General features: G+C 58.5%; 28 protein-coding genes. 13 read left to right on the top strand and 15 right to left on the bottom strand.

The genetic code is table 11. From position 1 onward, the window contains the following. Positions 1–80: 80 nt before the first annotated feature. Positions 81–1343, bottom strand: a complete 1263-nt coding sequence (purD, locus tag ACRZ91_RS01255; RefSeq protein WP_480901983.1) for a phosphoribosylamine--glycine ligase — start codon at positions 1341–1343, stop codon at positions 81–83. A 74-nt stretch (positions 1344–1417) separates the two neighbouring features. Here purD and xseA point away from each other — a divergent pair, with 74 nt between their 5' ends. Further along, a complete protein-coding gene (gene xseA / locus ACRZ91_RS01250; protein WP_480901981.1) occupies positions 1418–2902 on the top strand; it encodes an exodeoxyribonuclease VII large subunit in 1485 nt (494 codons plus the stop codon). Between the two features lie 3 nt (positions 2903–2905). Then, positions 2906–3553 (top strand): glutathione S-transferase family protein, encoded by a 648-nt coding sequence (locus ACRZ91_RS01245; protein WP_480901979.1) that lies wholly within the window; start codon positions 2906–2908, stop codon positions 3551–3553. Positions 3554–3555: 2 nt separating this feature from the next. Here ACRZ91_RS01245 and ACRZ91_RS01240 read toward each other — a convergent pair whose 3' ends face one another. After that, positions 3556–3951 carry a hypothetical protein gene (locus ACRZ91_RS01240; protein ID WP_029621749.1) on the bottom strand — a complete coding sequence of 132 codons (396 nt, stop codon included), beginning with the start codon at positions 3949–3951 and terminating at the stop codon, positions 3556–3558. A gap of 141 nt (positions 3952–4092) precedes the next feature. Between ACRZ91_RS01240 and ACRZ91_RS01235 the strand changes: the two genes are divergently transcribed. From ACRZ91_RS01235 to ACRZ91_RS01215, 5 genes are all read left to right on the top strand, one after another. After that, positions 4093–4731 carry a lysoplasmalogenase gene (locus tag ACRZ91_RS01235; protein ID WP_480901975.1) on the top strand — a complete coding sequence of 213 codons (639 nt, stop codon included), beginning with the start codon at positions 4093–4095 and terminating at the stop codon, positions 4729–4731. A gap of 58 nt (positions 4732–4789) precedes the next feature. Then, positions 4790–5926 (top strand): signal recognition particle-docking protein FtsY, encoded by a 1137-nt coding sequence (gene ftsY, locus ACRZ91_RS01230; RefSeq protein ID WP_480901973.1) that lies wholly within the window; start codon positions 4790–4792, stop codon positions 5924–5926. 88 nt (positions 5927–6014) lie between these two features. After that, positions 6015–6917, top strand: a complete 903-nt coding sequence (locus tag ACRZ91_RS01225) for an EamA family transporter (RefSeq protein ID WP_010439225.1) — start codon at positions 6015–6017, stop codon at positions 6915–6917. 16 nt (positions 6918–6933) lie between these two features. Continuing rightward, positions 6934–7536 (top strand): inner membrane-spanning protein YciB, encoded by a 603-nt coding sequence (locus ACRZ91_RS01220; RefSeq protein WP_010439223.1) that lies wholly within the window; start codon positions 6934–6936, stop codon positions 7534–7536. Positions 7537–7647: 111 nt separating this feature from the next. After that, complete coding sequence (locus ACRZ91_RS01215) at positions 7648–8316, top strand: Crp/Fnr family transcriptional regulator (protein WP_010439221.1); 669 nt, start codon at positions 7648–7650, stop codon at positions 8314–8316. Positions 8317–8548: 232 nt separating this feature from the next. Here ACRZ91_RS01215 and ACRZ91_RS01210 read toward each other — a convergent pair whose 3' ends face one another. The 6 genes from ACRZ91_RS01210 to rpiA form a co-directional block, all read right to left on the bottom strand. Next, positions 8549–9997, bottom strand: coding sequence for a Do family serine endopeptidase (locus ACRZ91_RS01210; RefSeq protein ID WP_480903368.1), 1449 nt, complete (start codon positions 9995–9997; stop codon positions 8549–8551). Positions 9998–10173: 176 nt separating this feature from the next. Next, positions 10174–10368: a DUF2065 domain-containing protein gene (locus ACRZ91_RS01205; protein ID WP_010439218.1), complete on the bottom strand. Its 195-nt coding sequence runs from the start codon at positions 10366–10368 to the stop codon at positions 10174–10176. Continuing rightward, positions 10368–11264: a protease modulator HflC gene (hflC, locus tag ACRZ91_RS01200; protein WP_010439217.1), complete on the bottom strand. Its 897-nt coding sequence runs from the start codon at positions 11262–11264 to the stop codon at positions 10368–10370. The genes ACRZ91_RS01205 and hflC overlap by 1 nt, the downstream gene beginning before the upstream one ends. Next, positions 11264–12406: an FtsH protease activity modulator HflK gene (gene hflK, locus ACRZ91_RS01195; RefSeq protein ID WP_319546894.1), complete on the bottom strand. Its 1143-nt coding sequence runs from the start codon at positions 12404–12406 to the stop codon at positions 11264–11266. Before hflK ends, hflC begins: the two co-directional genes overlap by 1 nt. A gap of 72 nt (positions 12407–12478) precedes the next feature. Beyond that, positions 12479–13837, bottom strand: coding sequence for a glutathione-disulfide reductase (gene gor / locus ACRZ91_RS01190; protein ID WP_480715179.1), 1359 nt, complete (start codon positions 13835–13837; stop codon positions 12479–12481). Between the two features lie 130 nt (positions 13838–13967). Beyond that, positions 13968–14753: a ribose-5-phosphate isomerase RpiA gene (gene rpiA, locus ACRZ91_RS01185; RefSeq protein WP_010439210.1), complete on the bottom strand. Its 786-nt coding sequence runs from the start codon at positions 14751–14753 to the stop codon at positions 13968–13970. Between the two features lie 167 nt (positions 14754–14920). Between rpiA and ACRZ91_RS01180 the strand changes: the two genes are divergently transcribed. From ACRZ91_RS01180 to ACRZ91_RS01165, 4 genes are read left to right on the top strand one after another with little or no spacing between them, the layout of a single operon-like run. Further along, positions 14921–15622, top strand: coding sequence for a glutathione S-transferase family protein (locus ACRZ91_RS01180; RefSeq protein ID WP_170770344.1), 702 nt, complete (start codon positions 14921–14923; stop codon positions 15620–15622). Position 15623: 1 nt separating this feature from the next. Next, complete coding sequence (locus tag ACRZ91_RS01175) at positions 15624–16997, top strand: L-serine ammonia-lyase (protein WP_480901969.1); 1374 nt, start codon at positions 15624–15626, stop codon at positions 16995–16997. 26 nt (positions 16998–17023) lie between these two features. Beyond that, positions 17024–17440: a GFA family protein gene (locus ACRZ91_RS01170; protein WP_480901967.1), complete on the top strand. Its 417-nt coding sequence runs from the start codon at positions 17024–17026 to the stop codon at positions 17438–17440. A 45-nt stretch (positions 17441–17485) separates the two neighbouring features. Continuing rightward, positions 17486–18400: a DMT family transporter gene (locus ACRZ91_RS01165; RefSeq protein ID WP_480901964.1), complete on the top strand. Its 915-nt coding sequence runs from the start codon at positions 17486–17488 to the stop codon at positions 18398–18400. Here the strand turns inward: ACRZ91_RS01165 and ACRZ91_RS01160 are convergent. Beyond that, positions 18345–19052, bottom strand: coding sequence for a thiamine diphosphokinase (locus tag ACRZ91_RS01160; protein ID WP_480901962.1), 708 nt, complete (start codon positions 19050–19052; stop codon positions 18345–18347). The two genes, ACRZ91_RS01165 and ACRZ91_RS01160, sit on opposite strands and share 56 nt — an antisense overlap. A gap of 120 nt (positions 19053–19172) precedes the next feature. Between ACRZ91_RS01160 and ACRZ91_RS01155 the strand changes: the two genes are divergently transcribed. Continuing rightward, positions 19173–20885 (top strand): hypothetical protein, encoded by a 1713-nt coding sequence (locus ACRZ91_RS01155; protein ID WP_480901960.1) that lies wholly within the window; start codon positions 19173–19175, stop codon positions 20883–20885. 497 nt (positions 20886–21382) lie between these two features. Here the strand turns inward: ACRZ91_RS01155 and ACRZ91_RS01150 are convergent, their stop codons facing one another. From ACRZ91_RS01150 to nthA, 6 genes are all read right to left on the bottom strand, one after another. After that, on the bottom strand, positions 21383–21679 hold the full coding sequence (locus ACRZ91_RS01150; RefSeq protein WP_480901958.1) for a hypothetical protein: 297 nt from the start codon (positions 21677–21679) through the stop codon (positions 21383–21385). Between the two features lie 79 nt (positions 21680–21758). Next, on the bottom strand, positions 21759–22001 hold the full coding sequence (locus ACRZ91_RS01145; protein ID WP_170538968.1) for a DUF2842 domain-containing protein: 243 nt from the start codon (positions 21999–22001) through the stop codon (positions 21759–21761). After that, positions 22001–23293 carry an adenylosuccinate synthase gene (locus ACRZ91_RS01140; RefSeq protein WP_010439192.1) on the bottom strand — a complete coding sequence of 431 codons (1293 nt, stop codon included), beginning with the start codon at positions 23291–23293 and terminating at the stop codon, positions 22001–22003. Before ACRZ91_RS01140 ends, ACRZ91_RS01145 begins: the two co-directional genes overlap by 1 nt. Positions 23294–23513: 220 nt before the next feature. Next, positions 23514–23843: a nitrile hydratase accessory protein gene (locus tag ACRZ91_RS01135; RefSeq protein ID WP_170538966.1), complete on the bottom strand. Its 330-nt coding sequence runs from the start codon at positions 23841–23843 to the stop codon at positions 23514–23516. Next, positions 23840–24517 carry a nitrile hydratase subunit beta gene (nthB, locus tag ACRZ91_RS01130; protein WP_480901954.1) on the bottom strand — a complete coding sequence of 226 codons (678 nt, stop codon included), beginning with the start codon at positions 24515–24517 and terminating at the stop codon, positions 23840–23842. Before nthB ends, ACRZ91_RS01135 begins: the two co-directional genes overlap by 4 nt. Next, on the bottom strand, positions 24514–25128 hold the full coding sequence (gene nthA, locus ACRZ91_RS01125; RefSeq protein ID WP_480903366.1) for a nitrile hydratase subunit alpha: 615 nt from the start codon (positions 25126–25128) through the stop codon (positions 24514–24516). The genes nthB and nthA overlap by 4 nt, the downstream gene beginning before the upstream one ends. A 151-nt stretch (positions 25129–25279) precedes the next feature. Between nthA and secG the strand changes: the two genes are divergently transcribed. Further along, positions 25280–25648, top strand: a complete 369-nt coding sequence (gene secG / locus ACRZ91_RS01120) for a preprotein translocase subunit SecG (protein WP_010439184.1) — start codon at positions 25280–25282, stop codon at positions 25646–25648. Positions 25649–25722: the final 74 nt, after the last annotated feature.

Here is a 25722-nt window from a genome sequence, read left to right as displayed (position 1 = left end):
CCTGGGGGTGAGGCCAAAGGCCGAGTGGGCAATGCCCTCTACTCGCAATCAATGAAGTCGGGCATAGCCCGGCAATCAGATCACAGTGCGCGCCAACCGATATCACGGCGATAGAAGCCTTCGGGCCAATCCACGCCTTCTACCATCGCATAGGCCCGGTCCCGCGCCTCTTGCAGTGTTTCCCCGCGTGCGGTCACGTTAAGAACCCGACCGCCTGTTGCCTGAACCTGCCCCTCAGCCGCCTTAGTACCCGCATGGAAGACCATGTTCCGGCTGTCCTCGGGCAGGTCCTCCAATCCCTTGATTGCAGTGCCTTTCTCGTAGGTGCCGGGATATCCCTTTGCGGCCATCACGACGGTGATCGCGTGGTCCTCGGCCCAGTTCACGCGCGTCTCACCCAGCCGCCCTTCGGCCGCAGCGTGCATCAGATCCATCGCCTGCGCGCCCAGCCGCATCATCAATACCTGACATTCCGGATCGCCAAAACGCACGTTGTATTCCACCAGCTTGGGCTGACCATCCTTGATCATCAGCCCTGCATAAAGCACACCCTGAAATGGCGTCCCCCGCCGCATCATCTCAGCCACGGTTGGGCGCACGATCTGATCCATCGCACGGGCCTCAATCTCGGCACTCAAAACCGGGGCCGGAGAATACGCACCCATGCCGCCGGTGTTCAGTCCGGTATCCCCCTCGCCCACACGCTTGTGATCCTGAGCCGTGCCAATCGACAGGATATCCTCACCATCACAGAGAACGAAAAGCGAAGCCTCCTCGCCCTCCATGAATTCTTCGATCACAACTTCAGCCCCCGCGCCACCGAAGGCACCGCCGAACATGTCATCAATGGCGTCCAGCGCGGATTGCTCATCCATTGCAACGATCACGCCCTTCCCGGCAGCCAGACCATCGGCCTTGACCACGATCGGGGCACCCTGCGCGCGGATATAAGCCTTGGCTGGTTCTGCTTCCGTGAACCGGGCATAACCCGCTGTCGGCGCGCCAGATGCGTCACAGATTTCCTTGGTGAAACTTTTTGAGGCCTCCAACCGCGCCGCTTCGGCTGACGGACCAAAGACCAGAACGCCTGCTTCACGCAACCGATCAGCAACCCCCGCCGCCAAAGGAGCCTCAGGGCCGACAATTACGAAATCAATCGCGTTTTCTTCGGCAAAACTGACGACTGCCCCACCATTCTCGATATCCAGTGCAGCACAATCTGCGATCTGCGCGATCCCGGCGTTGCCCGGCGCCACAATCAGGCGATCACATTTAGGGTTCTGCATCACCGCCCAGGCAAGGCTGTGTTCGCGCCCGCCGCTGCCGAGAATGAGGATATTCATGAAACGCTCCGATCTGCTTGGCCTTGCCTGCGCGGCGTTCTAAGCTGCGCAGAGATTTGACACAAGGCGCTGAAATGTCCGACCTGCTAGACGACCCGATTCCGGGCCAAAACACCCCCGAATACACCGTCTCGGACATCTCGGGTGAGGTGAAACGCACTCTCGAGGGCACCTTCGGGCGAATCCGTGTACGCGGCGAGGTTGGGCGCGTATTCAAGGCGCGCTCGGGGCATCTCTATTACGACATTAAGGACGACCGGAATGTTCTGGCCTGCACCACGTGGAAAGGGCAGATATCAGGTTTGTCGGTTGTTCCCGAGGAAGGTCTTGAAGTTGTCGTCACCGGACGTCTCACAGCTTTCGGAGCCCAGTCGAAATACAATCTGAACGTCGATGAGGTCGCCGTCGCCGGCCAAGGCGCACTAATGGCATTGCTGGAAAAGCGCAAGAAACAGCTCGAATCCGAAGGGCTGTTTTCGGCTGAACGTAAGAAACCCCTGCCCTACCTGCCCCAGATCATCGGCGTCGTCACTTCGCCCTCCGGTGCGGTGATCCGAGACATCTTGCATCGGCTGCGCGATCGTTTCCCGCGCAAAGTTCTGATCTGGCCCGTCGCGGTTCAGGGGGCAAACTGCGCCCCTGAAGTGACCCGCGCCATCGAAGGCTTCAATCAACTCACACCGGGCGGGGCCCTCCCGCGACCCGACCTGATTATCGTCGCGCGCGGGGGCGGATCAATCGAGGACCTCTGGGGCTTCAACGAAGAAAGCGTAGCACGCGCGACTGCCGCCTCAGAAATCCCGTTGATCTCGGCCGTGGGGCACGAGACCGACACCACCCTGATCGACTATGTCTCGGACCGCCGCGCCCCTACGCCAACCGCCGCTGCCGAACTTGCCGTACCGGTCCGCATGGAACTGCTGGCTTGGACCAACGAACAAGGGGCCCGCCTGTCGCGCGCCTCCACGGATGCCGTGCAACGACGCAGCCAGCGCCTGCGCGATCTGTCCCGAGCCCTGCCCCGCCCCGATACGCTGCTGGAAAGCCCGCGCCAAAGGCTCGACCAAATCTCGGAACGCCTGCCCAACGCGCTGATCCGGGGTGTTCAGAACCGTCGCGTCAAACTGCTCGATAGCGCGGCCCGTCTGCGCCCCTCGACCCTGCGCAGTTTCGTCGAAACCCGCCGAGACCGCTGGCGCAATCTGTCTTCGCGCTTGTCTCTGCGCCCTATCCAGCGCGAGCTGGAAACACGGCGCGATACCCTCAACCGACTGAGCGATCGCCTGAACGCCGCGCAATCCACGCGGCTGGACCGCCTACGCCAGCAAATGGAGGCCACCGACCGCCTGCGCGAAACGCTGAGCTACAAGGCGACGCTCGGGCGTGGCTACGCCGTCGTGCGCGCCGACGGGGAAGTCATCACAACCAAAGCACAGGCCGCCGGTCACACGGCACTTGAGATCGAGTTCGCCGATGGTCGCCTCCAAACCGGAACACAGGGCAAAGCATCGACCCAAAAACCCAAACAGGCACCGCCTGATCAGGGATCGTTGTTCTAATCAATGCTGACGATCTGGGGCCGTAAAACATCATCCAATGTTCAGGCGCTCATGTGGTGTGTCGGCGAACTCGATCTGGAGTACCAGCGCCACGATCTGGGTCATCGCTTTGGCGGATTGGACAGCGCGGCGTTTCAGGCCCTGAATCCAAACCGAACCATTCCGGTTCTAAGAGATGGTGACGGCGCACCGCTCTGGGAGACCGGTGCCATCCTGCGGTATCTTGCTACCAGATATGGGAACGAAACTTTCTGGCCATCAGATCCCATTCAGCGCGCACAGATCGACAAATGGGCGGAATGGGCAAAACTAAACGTCGCAATGGCGTTTACCGTCCCGGTATTCTGGCAAGTGGTTCGCACCCCTGCAAAACAGCGGGACGATCAGACAATCCGACAGGCTGTCATCGATCTGGAGTTCAAGCTCACCATAGCGGATACTCTGCTTGCCGACTCACCCTATCTGGCGGGCGATACGTTCACATTGGCCGATATCCAATTCGGCCACGTGCTCTACCGCTACTACGATATCGAAATAAGCCGCGCGACGCTCCCGCATCTTAGCAGATACTACGACACGTTAACCGAAAGACCTGCATATAAAAGACATGTCATGATTGGCTACGAAGAGCTAAGGCCACCCGACGCTTGACATCAGACCCCGACATCCGGCCCGTAGCACAGCATCTCTTCGCCAATATCCTCAGCCTCGTACAGCTCCGTCGCAGTCGGATCACCTTCGAATTGCGCGATCAGCCCGCCGCCGAACTCCGTGAACACCCAGCATTGCGGCGCCAGCTGATCCTCATAGATAAAGCAGATCTGATCTTCCTGCTCGTACCAGACCCCTTCCATGCATTTGCCATCCAGAAATGACCAGATCACACGACGATTAGGAAGATACCGCTCGACCCCATAGGCTTGCCCACCGAACCCGTAAAACAACGTCTTCCCACGGGTATACGCATCGAACTCAGTCGCAGTCAGAGGCGACTGCGCCGCAACGGAATGCGCCACGAAGGTCAGCAGAATCATAATAGCTCTGAACATGTCTTCAGTCTGTCAGATGCTGCTCCCGAGTACCATTCAACCTTTCCGGCTCTGCCAAATCGGCAAGATAACTCAACGTCACGCCTTGATGCACCGCGGTGATCATGGCGATGATTGCCTCAAAAACATCGGGGATGCACCATGACGACACTTCTGTTTTGGATCGCGGGGGCCTGCGCGCTGGCCTACCTGCCACTAACCCCGCGCCCTGCCAGCGCCCTGCGCAGCACGCTGAAAACAGCGTCGGTCGCCCTGCTGGCCGGAATCGCCCTACTGGCAAATGCACCATGGCTTCTGATCCTTGCGCTCACCCTCTGCGCCATCGGGGATGCCCTTCTGTCACGCGAAACCGACAGCACATTCATGGCAGGCATCGGCACATTTGCGGCTGGCCATCTGGCTTATATTGCTCTGTTCATGACCCATCCCGATAGCAACCTGGAACTGATCTTCGACCACCCCGCGACCTTCTGGTCCCTGATCATTCTTGGCATCGTTATGGCCACGCTGCTCGCCCCCCGCGCCGGAGACCTCAAGATCCCCGTCCTCGCCTATATCCCGATCATCCTGGGCATGGGCATAACCGTTCTGTCCCTTCCTGATACTGGTGTATTACGCTGGGCCTTGCCCGCCGCTATGGCCTTCATCGCCTCGGACCTGACCCTTGCGACTGAAAAGTTTCTGCTGCCCGCCAAGCACCCGGCCCTGAAGCTTACGCCCTATCTGGTCTGGCCGCTCTATTGGGGGGCGCAGGCCGGGTTTCTGATCACCTTCACCTGACCCTTTGCAACTGCTTTCAATCCGCATTAGGTGAGGGGAACACCTGCGGAGACCAAAAATGGCGTTTTTCTCAAAGCTCAAGGACAAGCTGTTCAAATCCTCATCGCGCCTCGAAGAGGGGCTGGATGCGATTGTCGAGGATGGCGGCGAGGAAACCACACCTGACCCCGTGATCCCTGACCCCGAGCCAGAACCGCAACCGGTTCCCGAAGTGCCGGAGCCTGCGCCTGTGCCACAACCGGCCGAACCCCCAGCTCCGATCCCGGCTGATCCCACACCGGCCCCTCCGCCCCCGGAAGTCCCCGATTCCAAAGGTCTGCTGGGCCGCCTGTTTACCCGCAACGAAGACCGCACGGTTGTTCGCCGTACTCTGGACGACGACATGCTGGAACAGCTCGAAGAGCTTCTGATCGCCTCGGACATGGGCGTCGACACCGCCCTGCGCGTTACGTCCAACATGGCAGAGGGGCGCTTTGGCCGCAAACTCTCGACCCAGGAAATCAAACAGCTGCTGGCGCAGGAAGTCGCGCGTGTGATGGACCCTGTGGCCAAACCAATGCCAATCTACCCCAAGCGCCCACAAGTGGTGTTGGTCGTAGGCGTGAACGGCTCGGGCAAAACCACGACCATCGGCAAGCTCGCCAGCCAGTTCAAAGCCGCAGGCAAAAAGGTCGTCATCGCCGCCGGAGACACCTTCCGCGCCGCCGCCGTCGAGCAGTTGCAGGTCTGGGGAGACCGCGCAGGTGTGCCGGTTCTGACCGCCCCCGAAGGCTCCGACCCCGCTTCGCTGGCCTTCGATGCCCTGACCAAAGCGCAAAACGAAGGTGCCGACCTTCTGATGATTGATACAGCAGGCCGCCTGCAAAACCGCGCTGACCTGATGGAGGAACTGGCCAAGATCGTCCGCGTCATCCGCAAGGTCGACGACACGGCCCCGCACAACACCCTGCTGGTACTGGACGCCACCACCGGCCAGAACGCCCTTAGCCAGGTCGAAACCTTCCGCAACCTCGCCGATGTCTCGGGCCTCGTGATGACCAAGCTCGATGGCACAGCCAAAGGCGGCGTATTGGTCGCCCTCGCCGACAAGTTCGGTCTGCCGATCCACGCGATTGGCGTCGGTGAGCAGATTGACGACCTCGCCCCCTTCGACCCCGAAGAATTCGCCGCCGCCCTCACCGGCCTGCAAACCTGATCCGCCCCTTCATCTGGCCAAAAATACCTTCGGGGGGCGTGGGGGGCAGACAGCCCCCCACTCTCTCCGCCCAAGCGAAAGCCCCGATTTGAGCGACTGGCTAATCTCCCTCGAAGGCACCGAAGCAGGCCACCACCTCGCCCTCGCCCTCGCGCTGATGGCGGCCTTCCTGCATGCGGTCTTCGGCGCGCTACAAAAGGGGCGCCATGACCCGTGGATGTCGCGTGGGGCGATCGATGCCTGCTATTGCCTTATGGCGATGCCTTTCGCCTTTTTCGTTGTCCCATGGCCCGAACCATATATGTGGCCCATCTTTGGCGTCGTTTGGGTGATCCATATCGGCTACAAGGTGCTGCAGGCGATGGCCTATACCAAAGGCTCCTACACGGTTGTCTATCCGGTCGTGCGTGGCACTGGTCCGCTCTTTACCGTAATCGGGGCCTATATTCTGTTTGGCGAGACATTCACAGGTGTTCAATGGCTGGGTGTGGCCACTTTGCTGGCAGGTATCTTCGGACTCGCCGCCTATAACCTGCGCTATCTTGAGACCAATCGTGACACGCTACATATCGCGCTGGTACTGGCGCTTGCCACTGGCCTCTTTGTCGCGCTCTATACGACCTATGACGCCTACGGCATACGCGCCACAGCCGACCCGTTCACCTTCCTCGCGTGGTTTTTCATGATCGACGGAGCCGCCATGCCGATTTACGCCGCGCTTCGATACCGTGCAATGATTCACCGACCAGCACTCGGCCCCCTGATGCTGCGCGGTTTTGTCGGCGGTATCGTCGCACCGCTGTCTTTTGGTGCGGTCATGTTGGCCACGCGGCTCGACAAGGTCGGAGAAGCCGCCGTCCTGCGCGAAACCTCAACCGTCTTCGCCGCGCTCATCGGTTGGCTAGTGCTAAAAGAAACCGTCGGCCCCAGGCGCATTGCATTAATGGCATTGATTGCACTCGGTGCCGTAATAGTTGAAATGGGCGGGTAAGCAGTAGGTTGGAATCATGGCAGAGAAAAAAGACATCAACCCTTTCCTCAAACAGGTTCTGGAACTTGGGCCTCCGCTAGCCTTCTTCTTCATCTACCTGCGCCTGCGTGATGACAATTTCGTGATCGGTGGCACCGAGTATTCGGGCTTTATCGTCGCCACCATCCTGTTTGTACCGCTGATGCTCGCCGCAATGGGCATCCTCTGGTACCTCACAGGCAAGCTCAGCCGCATGCAGATTTTCACTGCGTTCATGGTGATTTTCTTCGGTGGCCTTACCGCTTGGTTCAATGATGAGCGGTTTTTCAAGATGAAAACAACGCTGGTCTATGGCTTCTTTTCCGCCATCCTTGGGATCGGTCTTTTGCAGGGAAAGTCCTACCTGGCATACGTTCTGGACGAAATGCTGCCCATGCGTGACGAAGGCTGGATGATCCTGACGCGCCGACTGTGTGCCTGTTTTGCAGTGCTTGCGGTCGCCAATGAACTGGTCTGGAGAACAATGTCGACCGACCTTTGGGTCAAGATCGAAACCTTCGGCTTTCCCATCGCGCTGATGGCGTTCCTGATGATGCAGTTCAGCATGCTGCAACGCTATATGGATGACCCGGATCAGTAACTGGTCGGATCACTCAGCGTTAATATCTGATGAATTTTCTTGGCTTAGAACGCAAGCTGTGGAAAGCTGGGGCACCACCCGCACCACTCAACTCCGGAGACAATCGCCCGCATGATGGCTTTCCCCAATAGCGGATTCCTATCCGAAGCCTCTGAAGAGCTGCGCACAATGCTGGCGGCCCAGGCCACAGAATTGACGCTCGACCGGGGCGATGTACTGTTCGAACAAGGCGACCCAGGAGAGGCGCTTTATGCGATCCTGTCCGGCAAGCTCGAGGTATCCTTTTTGGCCATGAGCGGACGTAAACTGTCGCTTAGGCTGATGCGCGCTGGCGAAGTGTTCGGCGAGATTGCTCTGTTCGACAGCGGTCCCCGGACCGCCACTGTCACCGCAGCAGAGCCTGCCAAAGTCCTTCGCGTTCGACACAAGGATGTCATGGAACAGATCCGAAAGAACCCCGATCTCGCGGTCGACTTGATCCGCCTCGCGGGGGTGCGCATGCGTTGGATGGGCGATCAGTTGAACGAGCAGGTGTTCCTGCCAATGCCGATAAGACTGGCGCGCAAGCTGTTGCATTTGGCAGGTCAACAAGACACACCGACGGCTCGGATCACGCTGTCACAAAGCGAACTGGCTGAATTCGTCGGTGCAACGCGTGAAGCGGTGTCAAAAACCATATCGACTTGGAAGCGCGACAATGTGGTCGAAGCCTCGCGTGGAGGTCTGCAAATCCACGATTTCGACGCACTACGGCAACTTGCCGAATCTGATCTGATCTAAAGTTGCACGGATGTGATCCGCTTCACATACGCGGCATCAAGATTGCCCTAAGGTCAATCCTGTTACCGTAGGAGGTCGGTTTTATCATCCCCGATATCTGTCCACCGACCTCTCCCTGTACAAGAGCCATATGCCTTCCCCGGCATATGGCTTCTTTCTTAAGAAAGTATGAATAAATGAAGAAAGGCCGGGATATTCACCCGGCCTTCTTAAATTTTGATTGGAATGCTGTTTACGGTTCCAGGCTCAGTGCCACAAAACGAGGCTCTCCGCCACGCCGTACCAGCAGCAACAGCGATTTACGCCCAGCCTCTCGCGCCTCTTCCATGCGAGCCTCAAGATCAGCAATTGAGGTCACTTTTTGCTGCCCCGCCTCTGTGATCAGATCGCCGATGCGCAGGCCTTTCTCAAAGGCTTCCGAAGCTTCATCCACATTGGTGACCAACAGGCCCTCGGCATCGGCATCCAACCCCAATTCCTCGCGCTGGCTGTCGCCCAACGGAGCGATGGTCAGGCCAAGAATATTCTTGTCCTCTTCGGTGGGCGTTTCGGCTTCTGGCTCACCACCTTCCTCAGCGCGCTCGGCATCCTCGCGGCGGCCAAGAGTTACCAACACGGTCTGAGTGCCGCCATCGCGGTGCACGACTACGCGTACCGATTTGCCCACGGTGGTCTCACCCACCTGCCGCACAAGGCCGCGCGTATCTTCGACCTCGACACCATCAAAACTGATGATCACATCTCCGGCCAGCAGTCCGGCTTCCTTCGCGGGACCTTCGGGCACATCGCTGATCAGCGCGCCGCCGGGTTTGTCCAGACCCATTGCCTCGGCCATATCCTCGGTCACGTCCTGAATGCGCACGCCCAGCCAGCCGCGGCGAGTTTCACCAAACTCGCGCAACTGATCGACAACCTTGATCACCACGTTCGAGGCCATCGAGAACCCGATCCCGATCGAGCCGCCATTGGGCGACAGGATCGCTGTGTTCACACCGATCACTTCGCCATTCATGTTGAACAACGGACCGCCCGAATTCCCTCGGTTGATCGCCGCGTCTGTCTGGATATAGTCGTCATACGACCCGCTCAGCGCCCGGTTTCGCGCCGACACGATCCCGGCCGAGACCGAAAAACCCTGCCCAAGCGGATTGCCCATCGCAATCACCCAATCCCCGACGCGCGCTGTATCGCTGTCACCGAATTGGACATATTTCAACGGCCCTTCGGCTTCGACTTTCAGCAGCGCGATATCGGTTTTTTCGTCCCTGCCGATCACCTTAGCAACCAACTCTTCTGCAGGCTGACCATCACCAGGAAAGAACTCAACCAAAATTTCATCGGCTTCGGCGATGACATGATTGTTGGTGACGATATACCCGTCTTCCGAAATCACGAACCCCGAGCCCAGCGCGTTGCTGCGGCGCGGGCGGTTTTCGTCATCCCCGCCATTGCGGTCCTGAAACTCGCGGAAAAAATCCTCGAACGGAGAGCCTTCGGGCACGATCCCCTGCGGACCGGTCTGACCTTCAATCAGGGTCGAGGTGGTAATATTGACCACCGCAGGGCTGATCTTTTCAGCAAGCGGTGCCAGACTGTCACCGCGCGACTGCGCGGCCACCGACTGTGCAAGAACCAGCAGCATCCCCAAAAAGGCCAGCCACATAAGCCGCATCATTACCATAACATCGTCCCGCCGGACGGACACACTGCGCGCTTTCGCCTGCACTTGGGGTCTCCTTGTCGACACTTCTTTTGCGGGCAACCAAAGATCACCCCTCTTAGCAACCAATGTAGTCAGTTTGGCCAAGCCCGCAACTCGGGATCGCGGGGAAATCACCGGTGCGTGAAACCATCGCATCAAAAACCGACCTGATATGCGCCCCACAACAGGATCAAACCGCTGACGACACATAGCAATCCAGCCAAACGCCGCGCCTGTTCAGGCAGAGTTCTCAGCGCCTCAAGCATGCGCTCAATAAGCGAAGGGGCCAGCGCATATGCCAGCCCCTCAACGATCAACACCAGCCCAAAGGCCAGAAGGATCATACCCATTACTCGGAAGCCGCAGCGGCGGGCGCCCGACGTCCAGTCGGCGAAGCAAGGTAGTTGAAGAACTCTGAATCCGGGCTCAGGATCAACGAACTGTTGCCGCCTTGTAGGGCGTTTTCGTAAGCTGTGAGCGACCGGTAGAATTCAAAGAACTCCGGATCGGCACCGTAGGCTTCGGCAAAGATCGAGTTCCGTTCGGCATCCGCTTCACCGCGAATGATTTCAGCCTCGCGATTTGCGTCGGACACCAGTTCAACCACAGTCCGGTCGGCCTGCGCGCGTACACGCTGCGCCGCCTCGTTACCACGGGCACGTTCGTCAGTGGCTTCACGTTCACGTTCGGCCTTCATCCGGTCAAACGTCGCTTCGAGGTTCGCCTGCGGCAGATCGGTGGCTTTCAGACGCACGTCGATCACGTTAACGCCCAGAGCCTGCGCTTCGGCAATCGCACTGTTGCGGATTCGCAGCATCAGCGCAGCACGGTCCGAGCTGAGAATATCACGGGACGATACCGAACCCAGAACCTCACGCGTTTCAGCGCGCAGGATACGGTCCAGGCGATCCTCGGCAACCGGGATGCCACCGACACCGACCGCCTGACGGAACTGGTTCAGGTCCGAAATCCGGTAGCGCGCGAAGGCGTCAACCACGAGACGGCGATCGTCCAAAGGCGTAACTTCCAGCGGCTGCACATCGATCGACAGGATGCGGTCATCATAGCGCACCACTTCCTGAATCAACGGGATTTTGAACGCCAAGCCCGGCTCTTCCTTCACTGCAACAACGCGGCCAAATTGCAGAACCAGCGCGCGCTCGCGCTCATCCACGATGAAGATCGAGGACAGGATGCCGACGATTGCGACGAATACGATCGGCAGAATGATTGTCGATTTACGCATCAGTTGCTCTCCCCTGCAGGGCTACGGCGCAGTTCATTCAGCGGCAGATACGGGACGACGCCCTGCCCTGATCCTGTCGAGTTTTCATCCAGAATGATCTTGTCAACATCGCCCAGAACCTGCTCCATCCGCTCCAGGTACAGACGTTTGCGGGTTACATCCGGCGCTTTGGAGTACTCTTCCAAAACCGCACTGAAACGACTGGCCTCACCCATTGCGCTGTTGATCTGCTGGGCACGATAGGCCTCAGCCTCTTCCAGAACCTGAGCGGCTTCACCCCGCGCTTCGGCCAGAACGCGGTTGGCATAAGCATCCGCCACGTTCTGCAACCGGTCGCGTTCCTGCGCGGCGGCCTGAACATCACGGAACGCGGCAATCACGTCCTGCGGCGGGTCGGCTTTGTCGAAGTTCACACGGACGATGTTCACACCTGAATCATAGCTGTCCATTGTCGCCTGAATCAGTTCCTGCAAACGGTCGGCAATAATGCCACGATCCCGGTTCAGGATTGGTGCCAGCTCGCTTTGCGCGATGATCTCACGCATGGCCGATTCCGAAACGGCACGGATAGTCTGGCGCGGATCGCGCAGGTTAAACAGATATTTGGCCGGGTCGTTAATGTTCCAGACGACCTGATAGTCGATATCGACCACATTCTCGTCCCCGGTCAGCATCAGACCATCGTCGCTGCCGCGGGCACCACCCATGTCTTCGTTTTGTTCGCGGGTGACCGGAATCACCTCTGCGGTGACAAGAGGCCAAGGCGCGAAATTCAGACCTGGATTTCCAACAGCCGAGAATTCGCCCAAAAACAGCTCAACAGACTGTTCTTCGGGTTTAACGGTGTAGAAGCTCGCCGCAGCCCAGAGACCTGCTGCCACCAGCACACCAATTGCAATTGTGCCCTTGGTAAACGCCGGACCACCACCGCCGCCCGAACCATTTGTACCACGGCCACCGCCGCCACGACCGCCCATCAGGACGCGCAGCTGCTCCTGGCCTTTTTTCATCAGCTCGTCGATCTCGGGGATCTGCGGGCCGTCGCCTTCGGGGGGCTTGCGCCCGTCCCCGTTGTTACCCCGATTTCCTCCGCCTCCGGATGAGCCTCCGCCCCCCCAGGGGCCGCCGCTGTTGCCCGCCATGTGTATCTTTTCCCTTATATTGGACCGTGTGATCACGGGTTCCCTTGTAACGTGTGTGCGCGCGCTTGCAAATCAAGCCGTGCGCACAGGTTGCCGCATTGTCACCAGTTCTTCGGCCATGACTGGGTGAACTGCAACAGTGCGGTCGAAATCTTCTTTGGTGGCCCCCATCTTCACGGCAATTCCAGCCAGTTGGATCATCTCGCCCGCGCCCGGAGCCACAATGTGACAACCCAGCACCTTGCGCGTCGCCTGTGACACGATCAGCTTCATCAGAACCTTCTGCGAGCCTCCTGCAAATGATTTCTGCATCGGCTTGAATGAGGTCGCATAAACCTCGATCGATTCCTGCGCCGCCGCCTCTTCTTCGCTGAGGCCTACTGTGCCCATTTCTGGCTGCGTGAAGATCGCGGTCGGGATCAGTTCGTGGTCCACGGGGGTCGGGTTGCCCTTGAAAACCGTCTCGACAAAGGCCATTCCCTCGCGGATCGCAACCGGAGTCAGGTTCACCCGATCCGTCACGTCGCCAATGGCGTAGATCGATGGCACGCCGGTCTGGCTGTATTCATCTACGATGATCTCGCCCTTGCGACCGCGTTCGACACCCAGCGCCTCGAGCCCAAGATCATCTGCATTGGGTGCGCGGCCGGTGGCATACATCACCACATCGAACTGATCTTCACTGCCATCTGTGGCTTTGACACGGATCTTGTCGCCATCTTTGGTCATTTCGACTACGTTGGTTTCCAGGCGCACATCAATGCCGTTCTGGCGCATCTCGTCGCAGATCAGACCGCGCGCTTCTTCGTCGAAGCCGCGCAAAATCTGAGGTCCACGATAGAACTGGGTAGTCTTCACCCCTAATCCGTTCATGATGCCGGCAAACTCACTTGCGATATAGCCGCCACCCACAATCAGGATGTTTTCGGGTAATTTTTCCAGATGGAATATCTCGTTTGAGGTGATCGCCAGATCCGAGCCGGGAAACTCGGGCACAACCGGACGCCCACCCGTGGCGATCAGGATGTGCTTGGCGGTCTTGCGCGTCCCGTCAGCCAGTTCAACCGTATGCGGATCGACCACACGGGCCCTCTGATCAAAGCTTTCGACACCGTTGTTTTTAAGGATGTTGCGATAAACGCCCTCCAAACGGTCCAACTCGGTCACCAACTTGCCATGGAATAAATTCCAGTCGAACTCACCGGGCCGAACATCCCAACCGAATGCCTGAGCATCTCCGACCATCCCAGAAAATTCGCTGGCAAAAACCATCAATTTTTTGGGCACACAGCCGCGGATCACGCAGGTTCCGCCGTAACGATCCTCTTCTGCCAGCGCCACTTTGGCACCGGTCTCACCCGCAGCTACACGCGCCGCGCGTACACCACCCGAGCCACCTCCGATGACGAACAGATCATAGTCAAAGCTCATACATGCGTTCCTTTGCTTGCCGCGTGGCTAATATTCAGTGGATATCTGGGCGCAAAATTCAAACTGCCAACCCCTGAGCGCTGAAATATCAAGATTTCATCAGATACCCGCCGCGCTATCTGACCTGACCTTAATCTGCCAGATCGGAGAACAGGTTGTCCCCACCCTCGCCCAGCATGTTGGTCAGCACAGTGCCTTCATTGAGGTCGCGCAGTTCAACGCGCCCGTCACCATGGCCGACGATTACTTTGTCGCAAATGTCGATGAACAACCCGTTCTCGACCACGCCGGGGATCTGGTTCATCACCAGCGCCAACTGCCGCGCATTTCCGATCCGTTTGAGGTGCAGGTCCAATATGTGATTGCCCTCATCCGTGACCTTGGGGGCCTCGCCATTCATCCGCAAAGTAACCGACGTGCCCAGCACATCCATCGTGTCCAGCGCCTCTTCGATCAGCGTGCGGGTGGTCTGCCAGCCGAATGGGATCACCTCAACCGGCAAGGGGAACGCGCCCAGCGTCTCGACCTCTTTGCCGGCATCGGCGATCACCACCATCTGGTCGCTGGCCGTGGCCACGATCTTTTCCTGCAGCAGCGCAGCACCGCCGCCCTTGATCAGATTGAATTCACCATCGAATTCATCCGCGCCGTCTATGGTCAGGTCCAACCACCCAGCCTGATCCAGCGAGATAACCTCGATCCCCTCTTCGCGCGCCAATTGCGCGGTTGCGGTCGAGGTCGGAACGCCTTTGATCGACAGACCTTCGTCGCGCACCCTCTCGCCTAGACGCCGGACCAGCCACGCGGCGGTCGATCCGGTCCCCAGGCCCACGCGCATTCCACTTTGGACAAGATCGGCGGCACGGCAGGCCGCAACATATTTTGCTTTGTCGATGGGCGACAAATCCTTGATCATGGCAGCTTCCCCTCAGAATATTGACGGACTTATAGGGAATGCCCCGCGCAACTGCGAGAGGCAATTCACTCGATCGCAGCGCTTACTTAACACTTAACGACGAGTTTCCTATAGGAAACGTCGTAATCGATCACTATACTAGTCGCCAGACACTCTAGAAAGACGTCATGGAATCGACTTATCGCCTTCACTATGCCCCCGACAATGCCTCGCTGATAATCCGATTGGCTTTGGAAGAGATGGGCTTGACGTATGAGACGGCGCTGGTCGATCGCACACGTAACGCACAAGACAGTGCCGCTTATCGTGCACTGAATCCCAATGGGCTGATTCCCGTATTGGAAACACCACAAGGACCAATTTTCGAGACTGCCGCAATCCTGTTGTGGCTGGCCGACACGCACCGACAGATGGCCCCCGCGCCCGAAAGCGCCGATCGGGCGGCGTTTCTGAAATGGCTGTTCTTTGCTTCAAACACATTGCACGCCGATCTGCGCATCCTGTTCTACGCTGAGAAATACATTGACGCAGCACAGGCCGAAGCGTTGCGTGCCGGTATTCGCCCCAGATTGCGCCAGCATCTGAAGCGGCTGGATGATTTGGCCCAAGGCGCGCCCGATTGGTTCAACACGCAGGTGCCCTCGGCCCTGACCGTCTATGTCGCCTGCATGATGCGCTGGATGGCGCTTTATCCCGCCAAGGCTGACCGCAGTTGGTATCAGCTGGCCGACACACCCTATTTGCAAAAGATACTGCATCAACTCGAATTTCGCCCGGCAACCCGATCGGTCATCGCCGCCGAGGGTTTGGGAGCGACGCCGTTCACATCTCCAACCTACGCCACTCCTCCAGAAGGCTCAGCTACCTGATATGTTTCTCTCAGTTTTCGATATGTTCAAAGTGGGCATTGGCCCATCGTCGTCACACACCATGGGCCCTATGGTCGCCGCTGCACGGTTTCTTGATCTGATGCGCGCATCACCGTTTGAATTTGCGGGGTTGCGCGGCTCATTGCATGGATCGCTTGCTTTCACCGGCGTCGGCCACGCGACTGACCGCGCTACGATCCTTGGTCTCGCCGGGTTCGTGCCCGACACGTATGACAACGAAAAGGCCGAGGCCGCGCTGACGCAGATTTCCGATACGCATACGGTGACCCCAGAAGGGTTGCCTACGCTAAGCTTCGATCCCAAGGCCGATCTGATATTTGACTACGACAACAATCTGCCCGGCCACGCCAACGGCATGATCCTGATGGCCACTGACGCACAAGGCGATGTCATATTGCGGCAGGTCTACTATTCCATCGGCGGCGGCTTTGTCCTGACCGAAGAAGAATTGGCCGAAGGCAAAGCAACCGACGAAGGTGCGCCTGTGCCCTTCCCGTTCAAATCCGCGGCCGAAATGCTGCAGATGGCCAAGGACAACGGCAAAAGCATCGCTCAGATGAAGCGCGAAAATGAAATCGCGCGCGGTTGCGCGGATAGCTTTGCCAAAGGCACGGCACGTCTTTGGCAGGTCATGAATGACTGTATCGAGCGCGGCTTGAAAACCGATGGCATCCTGCCCGGTGGCCTTAGCGTGCGCCGCCGCGCCAAGGGGATCCACGATGCCCTGCTGGCCGAACGCGGCATGAACCTGAACGCGCCGCATACGATCAATGACTGGATGAGCGTCTATGCGATGGCCGTGAACGAGGAAAACGCCGCCGGAGGTCAGGTTGTCACCGCCCCCACCAATGGCGCGGCAGGCGTGCTGCCTTCAGTCTTGCGTTATTACCTCGATCATGTCCCCGGCGCGTCCGAAAGCCATGTCGAGGATTTCCTGCTCACCGCGGCCGCCATCGGCGGTCTGGTCAAGTTCAACGCCTCGATCTCGGGCGCCGAGGCGGGCTGTCAGGCAGAGGTCGGAAGTGCCTCGGCCATGGCTGCCGCCGGCATGTGCGCTGTGATGGGTGGTACGCCCGAGCAGGTGGAAAACGCCGCCGAGATCGCGCTCGAACATCACCTCGGCATGACATGCGACCCGGTCGCGGGCTTGGTGCAGGTGCCTTGTATCGAACGCAATGGCCTTGGCGCGATCAAGGCCGTTTCGGCAGCGTCACTCGCCCTGCGCGGTGACGGTAAGCACTTCATGCCCCTGGACGCAGCCATTGAAACTATGCGCCAGACCGGCGAGGATATGCACGCGAAGTACAAGGAAACCTCATTGGGCGGGCTGGCCGTCAACGTGCCGAACTGCTGATCTAACAGCGAGAAAGAGCGGGTGACATGCGTGGACATTGCCTATGCGGCAAGATCGGATACGAGGTTGACCCTCCGGTTCTGTCCTGTGTCACCTGCCATTGCGATAGCTGCCGTCGCCAATGCGCGGCCCCGATGACCACCTATTTCGGGGTGCGCGACGGCAATTGGCGCTGGACCGGAGAACAGCCGACAAGGTTTAACTCCTCCCCCGGGGTCGAGCGCAGTTTTTGCCCCCATTGCGGTACGCCTATATCCTTTCGGTCTACCGTGATGTCGGATGTGATGCACCTCTATGTGGCAACGCTAGAAAACCCCGAAGCGCTGACCCCGACCTTGCATGTCGCGCACGAGGAAAAGCTAAGCTGGATGCAGCTTGGTGATGGCCTGCCCACCTGCATCGGCCCGGATTACACCAAAGTCCAACCCCTGTCCGACACCTGAGATCAGAGCTTCCCCCTCTGCCGCGAAAACGCTAGCGTCGCGCACATGACTCAGGATCGTCCCGTTTTTGGCATCGTATTGATGCTCGGCTTTTGCGTGCTCGCTCCGCTTGGTGACGGGATGGCGAAGCTGTTGGGCGAAACCATTGCTCTGGGTTTGTTGGTTCTGGTGCGGTTCGGTGTGCAAGCGATGATCCTGATCCCGCTCATCGCTGTGACCGGCAAGCCGTGGCGGATGACATCAATGGTCCTGCGTCTGACGATGGTCCGTACGCTGCTGCACATTTTTGGGATCGCGGCGATGTTTACCGCGCTGCAATATATGCCGCTGGCCGATACTGTCGCCATTGCTTTTGTGATGCCGTTTATCATGCTGCTGCTGGGCAAGTACGTTCTTGGCGAACAAGTCGGCCCGCGCCGCCTGATTGCCTGTGTCGTGGGTTTCATCGGCACTTTGCTCGTCATCCAACCTAGCTTTGCGCAGGTTGGCGCTCCTGCGTTACTGCCTTTGATCGTCGCCGTGGTCTTTGCCCTGTTCATGCTGGTCACACGCCAGATTGCCAAAGAAACAGACCCGGTTGCGCTGCAAGCGGTTTCGGGGGCTATGGCGACAGCTCTCTTGTTGCCGATCGTCTATGTGGGCTCTCAGGCTGACCTGCCCGCCATGTCATTGACGATGCCCAAGGGTGAAACGCTTTGGCTGCTGCTGGGCATCGGCGTGCTGGGCACTGTGGCACATCTTCTGATGACATGGTCGCTGCGCTATGCACCGTCCGCGACCCTCGCCCCGATGCAATATCTTGAAATTCCTGTCGCCACCCTGATCGGCTGGTTGATTTTCCACGACCTGCCCAACGGGCTGGCGGCGATTGGCATCGGCATCACCATCGCTGCCGGGCTTTATGTCATCCTGCACGAGCGGGCCAATGCCCGGTCTGGCCCGACAGAAACGCCTGCATGACCTGATCTAGCGCCGCACGCGGCAGGATCGTTAGCAATCCCGGTCCGTCAATTTCCAGCGTGAAAGCGCCCAGTGCGCGGTTCGAGGTCCCGACCTGCCCATCCGGCTCAAGCACGAGATCATCGATTGGCCATTCCAGGCCGTTGCTGCGTCCGGTCACTCGCTGCAGAGGAAACAATGACACGGTGTCTCCCGGTATCAGCTCCAACGCGATGCGGGGCGGCGCATGAAAAACGATCTCTTGCGCACCCAGCAAAATACAGGGCCGGTCCTGCAAACGAACGAGCGTATTGAACGCGACCAACTGGTGATCAACCCGAGCGCCCAGAAATCCCGCTGCAAGGACGACCGGGGCACTGACATTTCGAAGGGCTTTGTCGAAATCGGTGCTGTTCTGTTCGGATATTGGATGCAGCCGATCAGCGGGTATCTGCGCGCAATGGCTGGATGAAAGCGAATCGAAATCGCCGATCACCGCATCCGGAATTCGACCCGAATCAATCAACGCGGCAGCGCCCCCATCCGCTGCAACAGCGCTTTTGACGCGATTCAGGACCAGACTCACATCTTCAGATGTGATTTCCCCCCCGCCAAACAGACCGATTGGCATTTCAGCCTGAACAATCACACCAGATTCCACAAGATTGACCATAATTCCCGGTTTTGGACATAATGAAACCACAAAATGGTAGCTTCATGACTAGAGTTTCGAGTCGATTGCTGCTGCTGTGTCTGGCGATCGGCCTGGTAGTTTGTAAAGGACATGCGTCTGATGGTACAGAACAACAAGGTACTTACCGTTTCCTACGGAACCTTTTCATGCACGCTCGAAGGCTTCGACGATTCATTTGAAACGATGAAAGCCATAGCCGAGTATTTCCGGGATCTCGCGGCGGACGACCGCTATTTTGGTTCTGAGCCCCCTCAGCCCGATGCCGAGATGCTGACCCGCATCGCCCAGCGCGATGTCGCACGAAAGGTAGAAGCCAGTCAGAACGACACCGGTCTGCTGCTACGCGCGACCGAGACCGATGCCCCTGCAGTACCGACCCCCGCTGCAGTCGCGAGTGCGCCTGAGCCTGCACCTGTACAGACCACCGATGTCGTTCCCCCCGCCCCTGCGCCCGTCGCGGCACATTCCGCTCCTGCAGCGGACAGCCCTGCGGCGGACAGTATTGCGGCCAAACTCCAGCGCATCCGGGCTGTGGTTTCGCATTCCGAAGAAGTCTCCCCCGGCTATTCAGAGGACGAAGACTCCAGCTATCTTCAGCCTGTGAAGCCAAAGGTTGATGCCATCTCTGCCGCCTTTGAAGCAGGCGCATTGGATCCCGCCGACTTGCAGGAAACAGAAGAAGATACCTTCCCTGCGCCCGAGCCCGAGCTGACTGCCGAACCGGAACACGTCGAAGAGTTAGCCGAAGCACAGGCCGACGAGGCTGCTCATGTTACGGAACCAGAAAGCTCAGATGAATTGGTTGAAGAGACCTCAAATGAAACGGTTGAGGAGACCTCCGACGATCTAAGTGCATTGGTCGCTACCGCGGAATCGGCGAATGAAGCTGAAGAAATCGAAGCGTCGGAACCTGCCACAGCTGATGTAACGGAAAAAGACGTTCTGTTTTCTGATCTGGATGATGAGGCGCCTGAAGTCGAGGAAGAAAACCCATCAAACATTCTAGGCGATGAAGCCAGCAGTGTTGCCTCTGAGGCATTGAGCGGAATCGAGCACGGCATCATCTCGGTCGAGGAAGAAGCGCTTTTGTTGGATGAGATCGCGCTTGTTGAATCCGAACTCGAAGCAATTTCTGAAGCTGACGTGCCCAGTATTTCCGGACCAGATGAGGACGTCTCGCGCCTAATGGACGAAGCAGATGTTCAGCTGGACGATCCCGCCACCAGCGATCAGCGTGAAACCTACTCGCACTTGCGCGCTGCGGTCGCTGCAACCGAGGCCGAACGCGAAGCCGTAGGCGACAAGACAAAGACACCCGAAGATGATTTTCGCGGCGATCTGGCCTCAGTCGTCAATCCACGTCGTCCCGCGGTTGAAGTCACCAGCCAGCGCCCGACCCCAGAATCGGCTGCCCCCTTGAAGCTGGTTGCCGAACAGCGCATCGATACCGAGAACGCCGATACTGGCCCTGTTACGCCGCGCCGGATCACTTCAACTGATGAAGACACGGGTGAAGAAGAAGGCGGATTTGCCACTTTCGCACAGGAACAGGGCGCCCAGTCGCTGCCTGATCTGCTTGAAGCTGCAGCTGCCTATCTGTCCTTTATCGAAGGTCAAGAGCAGTTCTCGCGCCCGCAACTTATGAACAAGGTCCGCTCGCTTAAGCAAGATGCGTTTAATCGCGAAGAAAGCTTGCGCTCCTTCGGTCAGTTGCTTCGCGATGGAAAGATCGAGAAAGCCGGAGGTGGTCGATTCGCCGCCTCAACCGAAATCGGCTTCCGCCCCAATGACGACGAACGCGCCGCGGGCTAGTTCCCAGCGTATGCATTACCCCCCTCGAGTCGTAGTAGGGTCAGAGGATACTCTGGCCCTAATTCTCTTAATAGCGCGGCTTCAGCGCGACCAACCAGATTAGAATAAAAAGGCCAACGCCACGTAGGGGCCGGTCAGGATCGGATCGATCACTTCACGTCCATCTTGAAACTCAACATCCAGATGGCGGTACCCACCGGCGACGCTGATGCGAGGTCGTCATTTCTAGCTGGCTTGTACCAGCGCCTCCCACTGTAACTCTGCACCATAACCAAAGCCGCCAATGTTTCCCATTGCGGTGACACTCCATCGATCGTTCAGAGCATGACTGTAGCGCGCTCCAACCAATGGGTCAGCATGCTGAATGTGCGATCCAGCACCGTGGTTAAGACATCAAGATCCCAATGGCGCAGCCCGGCAATCGCTTCCAGCCGCGACTGTTAATCTTCATAAACCGCGAAACCGGCCCCCAGCGATGTCATGGTGCCTTCAAGCTCTCAACTGGATGCGTTGTCAAATGGTCCGATGGAAACATCGTCTCCAAGGTTCAGGTAATTGAACTCGCCTCCAATGGACCATCGGCCATTTCGGGCCTCGCCTGCAATCAGAAAGGCCCCCTTTAGAATATTGAAGATCGAGGTGTCCCCGTTCACCGGCGGGTTCGGCCCCATATCAAGGGAGGTCCTGAATTCTGGTCCCCAAACATAGGGTGCAACCGTGTAGTTCCAGTCTCCAGCCTGAGCGCCATATGCGGCACAAGACACGGCGAACGCCGCGAAAAGCCCTTTGTTCATACCCTAACCGCCCTTACCTGCAACGCGTTTAAGCTGCAGTCAGCGTGCCTCGCGAATGACTCAACGGCAGTCGGAAAGTCTAATTTTGATCCTGATCTGGGTCTTCTTTACCCACACCACGAAAGACAAACTTGAAGGGTAATGCCCATAGAATGCCCAACGCGACATAGACCAAAAGCTCCAGCCAGATTGGCGGGCGGTCAAGCCAGTTCACGATAGTCACAACCGCTACGATATAGACTGGCAACCCGACCAGCAGCAGTACCAGAGACCAGCGCCGCCGTGCTTTGTAGCTGAGGCCGGGTTTTTCGCCGCCGCTCATCAATCTGCAAACGGGTCGGTCACCAAAATGGTATCCTCCCGCTCCGGGCTGGTGGACAATAGGGCAACCGGGCAATCGATCAGTTCCTCGACCCTGCGCACATATTTGATTGCGTTGGCCGGTAGATCAGCCCAGCTGCGTGCACCTTCGGTTGATTCGCTCCACCCTGGCATCTCTTCGTAGATCGGCGTGCAGCGCGCCTGTTGATCGGCGGCTGTCGGCAGATAGTCCAGACGTTTGCCATCCAGCTCGTATCCAACGCAGATTTTCAACGTCTCGAACCCATCCAGAACATCCAATTTGGTCAGCGAAATGCCGTTCACACCGCTGGTCGCACAGGTTTGGCGTACCAGACAGGCGTCGAACCACCCGCAGCGTCGCTTGCGACCCGTCGTCGTGCCGAACTCATGTCCCCGTTCGCCCAGACGCTGGCCATCTGCATCGTCCAACTCGGTGGGGAATGGCCCCTCACCCACGCGGGTCGTGTAAGCCTTGACAATGCCCAGAACGAAGTCGATCGAGCCCGGTCCGATTCCGACGCCCGTTGAGGCCTGGCCTGCAATCACATTTGACGATGTCACAAACGGATAGGTCCCGAAATCAATATCCAGCAACGCGCCCTGCGCGCCTTCGAACAGGATACGCTTGCCCGCCTTGCGCTTCTCATTCAGCACCTTCCACACCGGTGCTGCGAAAGGCAAAATCTGCGGCGCGATCTCTTTCAGCTGCGCGATCAACGCATCCCGATCGATCGGATCAAGCCCCAAACCATTGCGCAGCGCGTTGTGATGGACCAGCGCCCGATCCACCCGCAGCGCCAGCGTTGCGTCATCGGCCAGGTCAGCCACGCGGATCACGCGACGCCCGACCTTGTCCTCATAACACGGACCGATCCCGCGACCGGTCGTCCCTATCTTGGCGACCGAATTCTGGCTCTCGCGCGCACGATCCAACTCGCCATGGAACGGCAGGATCAGCGGAGTGTTTTCAGCAATCATCAGCGTCTCAGGCGTGATATCGACGCCTTGTGCACGGATTGTTCCGATCTCTTTGATCAGGTGCCACGGATCAAGAACAACACCATTGCCGATCACACTTAGCTTGCCGCCGCGCACCACGCCCGAAGGCAGCGCGTGCAATTTGTATACCTCGCCCTCAATGACCAGTGTGTGCCCGGCATTATGTCCACCCTGAAAACGCGCGATCACGTCTGCACGCTCGCTGAGCCAGTCGACGATCTTGCCTTTTCCTTCGTCACCCCACTGGGCGCCGACAACAACCACGTTGGCCATATCCGGTCCTTTTGCGCTGAATAATCAAACCCGGCTCATATAGCGGGGCACAGACGGCAGGGAAACCGATATTTCGCCGCAGTTGAAAATCGCGCTGCGCGCGATGCCTCCGGCGGAGGTGTTTTGGGCCAGATGAAAAACGGATCCCCTGCTTCATCTGGCCAAAAGTACCTCGGGGGAGCCGCCCGGACGGGCGGCGGGGGCAGCGCCCCTTCTGCTTTTAGCGCAAGTGTACGGGGTGACCGTGGGGTGTTGTCAGATAGGCCTCTTCCCATGCATTACGAAAATCTTGGACATCATCAGTGGGTGCTTCTCCCTGCTCAGCCAGCAGCGCCTCCAAGGTCTCCAACCAAGCGTGAAAGTAATCATCACCACCATCCAGTTCTTTTTTGAGGCCGTTCCGTTTCAAAGTATTGGAAAACCGCTCTGCCCAGTCCGACCAATCAAACCGGCCCGCTTCGTTCAAAGCTACGGTGACTGCAAAAACCTGCGCGTGCCAGGGCTCGGCGAAAATCGGCTCCGGGGCCGAATGGGTGATACAATCGCTCATGCGGGCCCCAGATAAGATTGCCACAGGTCCAATACGACCTCATCCGCCGGATGCTCAGGATTTGCCCAAAGCTCCGAGGCGGGAAACGCGACGGCGTAAAGCGGCTCAGGGGCCTCACCCAATCCATGGGCGTTGGAATCCGGCAGCACATGGGTGCCATGCAGCCTAACGACGCGCCCGGTCGCGCCCGCGGCATAGGCGGGTAAACGGGTGTGACCGCCCTCAGCCAAACGGTTGGCCGAGCGTCGCAAAGTCTGCACCGCGTCGCCCGACTGAAACCGAACGGCAATGTCCGACGGGCGTTCTGAGGGTCCGCCCTTGGCCAACGCACTTGCTACCTCTTCCGCCTTTATGGCTCGCTCGGCCAAAGGGTGCGTAGTTTCCCGTTCCACTCCACGCAGGTCATCCAATGTCAGTACGCCTTTATCAACCAGCATGTCCGCCAACGCAGATATCCATTTCTCATAATACGAGAAACGGCTGTAGTCTTGGGGTAACAAGCATTCGCGAGCATGGCGTTTGATATCGATGTTCCACTGACCTAGAAAATCTGAAGCCACTGTCACGGCCAAAGCCCGCGCGTGCCAGTCTTCCGCAAAGACCGGAGCGTCCTCAGCCTCCGGCACAACCGCGCCATCGCCAAAACGCCCTCCCATGTCATGAACCCGCGTCATGATGGCACCTTGGGCAGCCCGGTGCCGATCATACTGTTACGGGTGACCAGCGCGGCGAGTTCTTCCTCGCTCAGCCCCTCGCTCCCCTCCGGACGCATCGGCAGGACAAGATAGCGAATCTCGGCGGTCGAGTCCCACACCCGTACGGATGTATCTTCGGGCAGCGTCACGCCAAATTCGGCCAGAACCTTGCGCGGCTCGCGCACGGCGCGGGCGCGGTAGGCGTCGGATTTGTACCAGCCGGGGGGGATACCCAGCAGCGGCCACGGATAACAGCTGCACAAAGTGCATACGACCATGTTGTGCTGCTCGGGCGTGTTTTCCACCACAACCAAGTGTTCACCCTGCCGACCGTAATACCCCAGATCAGCCACGACCAAAGTGGCATCTTCCAGCAACGCGGCCTTGAAATCAGGATCGCTCCAGGCCTTGGCAACGACTCGCGCGCCGTTTTGCGGGCCGATCTTGTTTTGATAGGTATCAATGATCTCATCCAAAGCGGCCGGATCGATCAGGCCTTTGCGGGTCAGAATCGTTTCAAGCGCCTTGACGCGAAGCGCGGGTTCAGGGGGCAACAGGGCGTGCGGGTGGTCGTGATCATCATGTGGCATGGGGCGCAGCCTGCGCGACAGAACCGCACCCTGTCCAGTCTCTTTGGTGTGATATGAAGCATCACTGCTCGTGATGCCAACTCGTGACTTGCCCCCGCTGGCAAACTTGCATAAGTACCACGCGATACACGCCACGCTGTACAGGACCACCATGGAAAACGTTGTTCTCATCATCCACCTTCTTCTGGCTTTGGGCCTGATTGTCGTTGTGCTGATGCAACGTTCCGAAGGCGGTGGCCTTGGCATGGGTGGCGGTGGCGGCGGGGCCATGACCGGCCGCGCGGCAGCGACCGCTCTGGGCAAGCTGACCTGGATCCTGGCTGCGTGTTTCATCGTAACCTCGATCACGCTGACGATTCTGGCCGCTCAGAAATCTTCGGGCAGCTCAGTAATTGATCGTTTGGGCGTACCTGCTCCGGCACCGGCTGAGGAAAGCGCTCCGGCGGTTCCATCTGCGGATGAACTGCTGCCGCCAGCACAAGGCGACAACGCTCCGCTGATCCCGCAGGCTGCCGACTAAGCCACAAAACCTAGAAATTCATAAGGGAACTGCAACAGCATCTTGCGGTTCTCTTGCGCTATGTGCGCGAATCC

The organism is Ruegeria sp. O11 (genome assembly GCF_056535285.1).
Note: the sequence above shows the minus strand (reverse complement) of the source record. Positions and strands in the feature narration are given on the sequence as shown.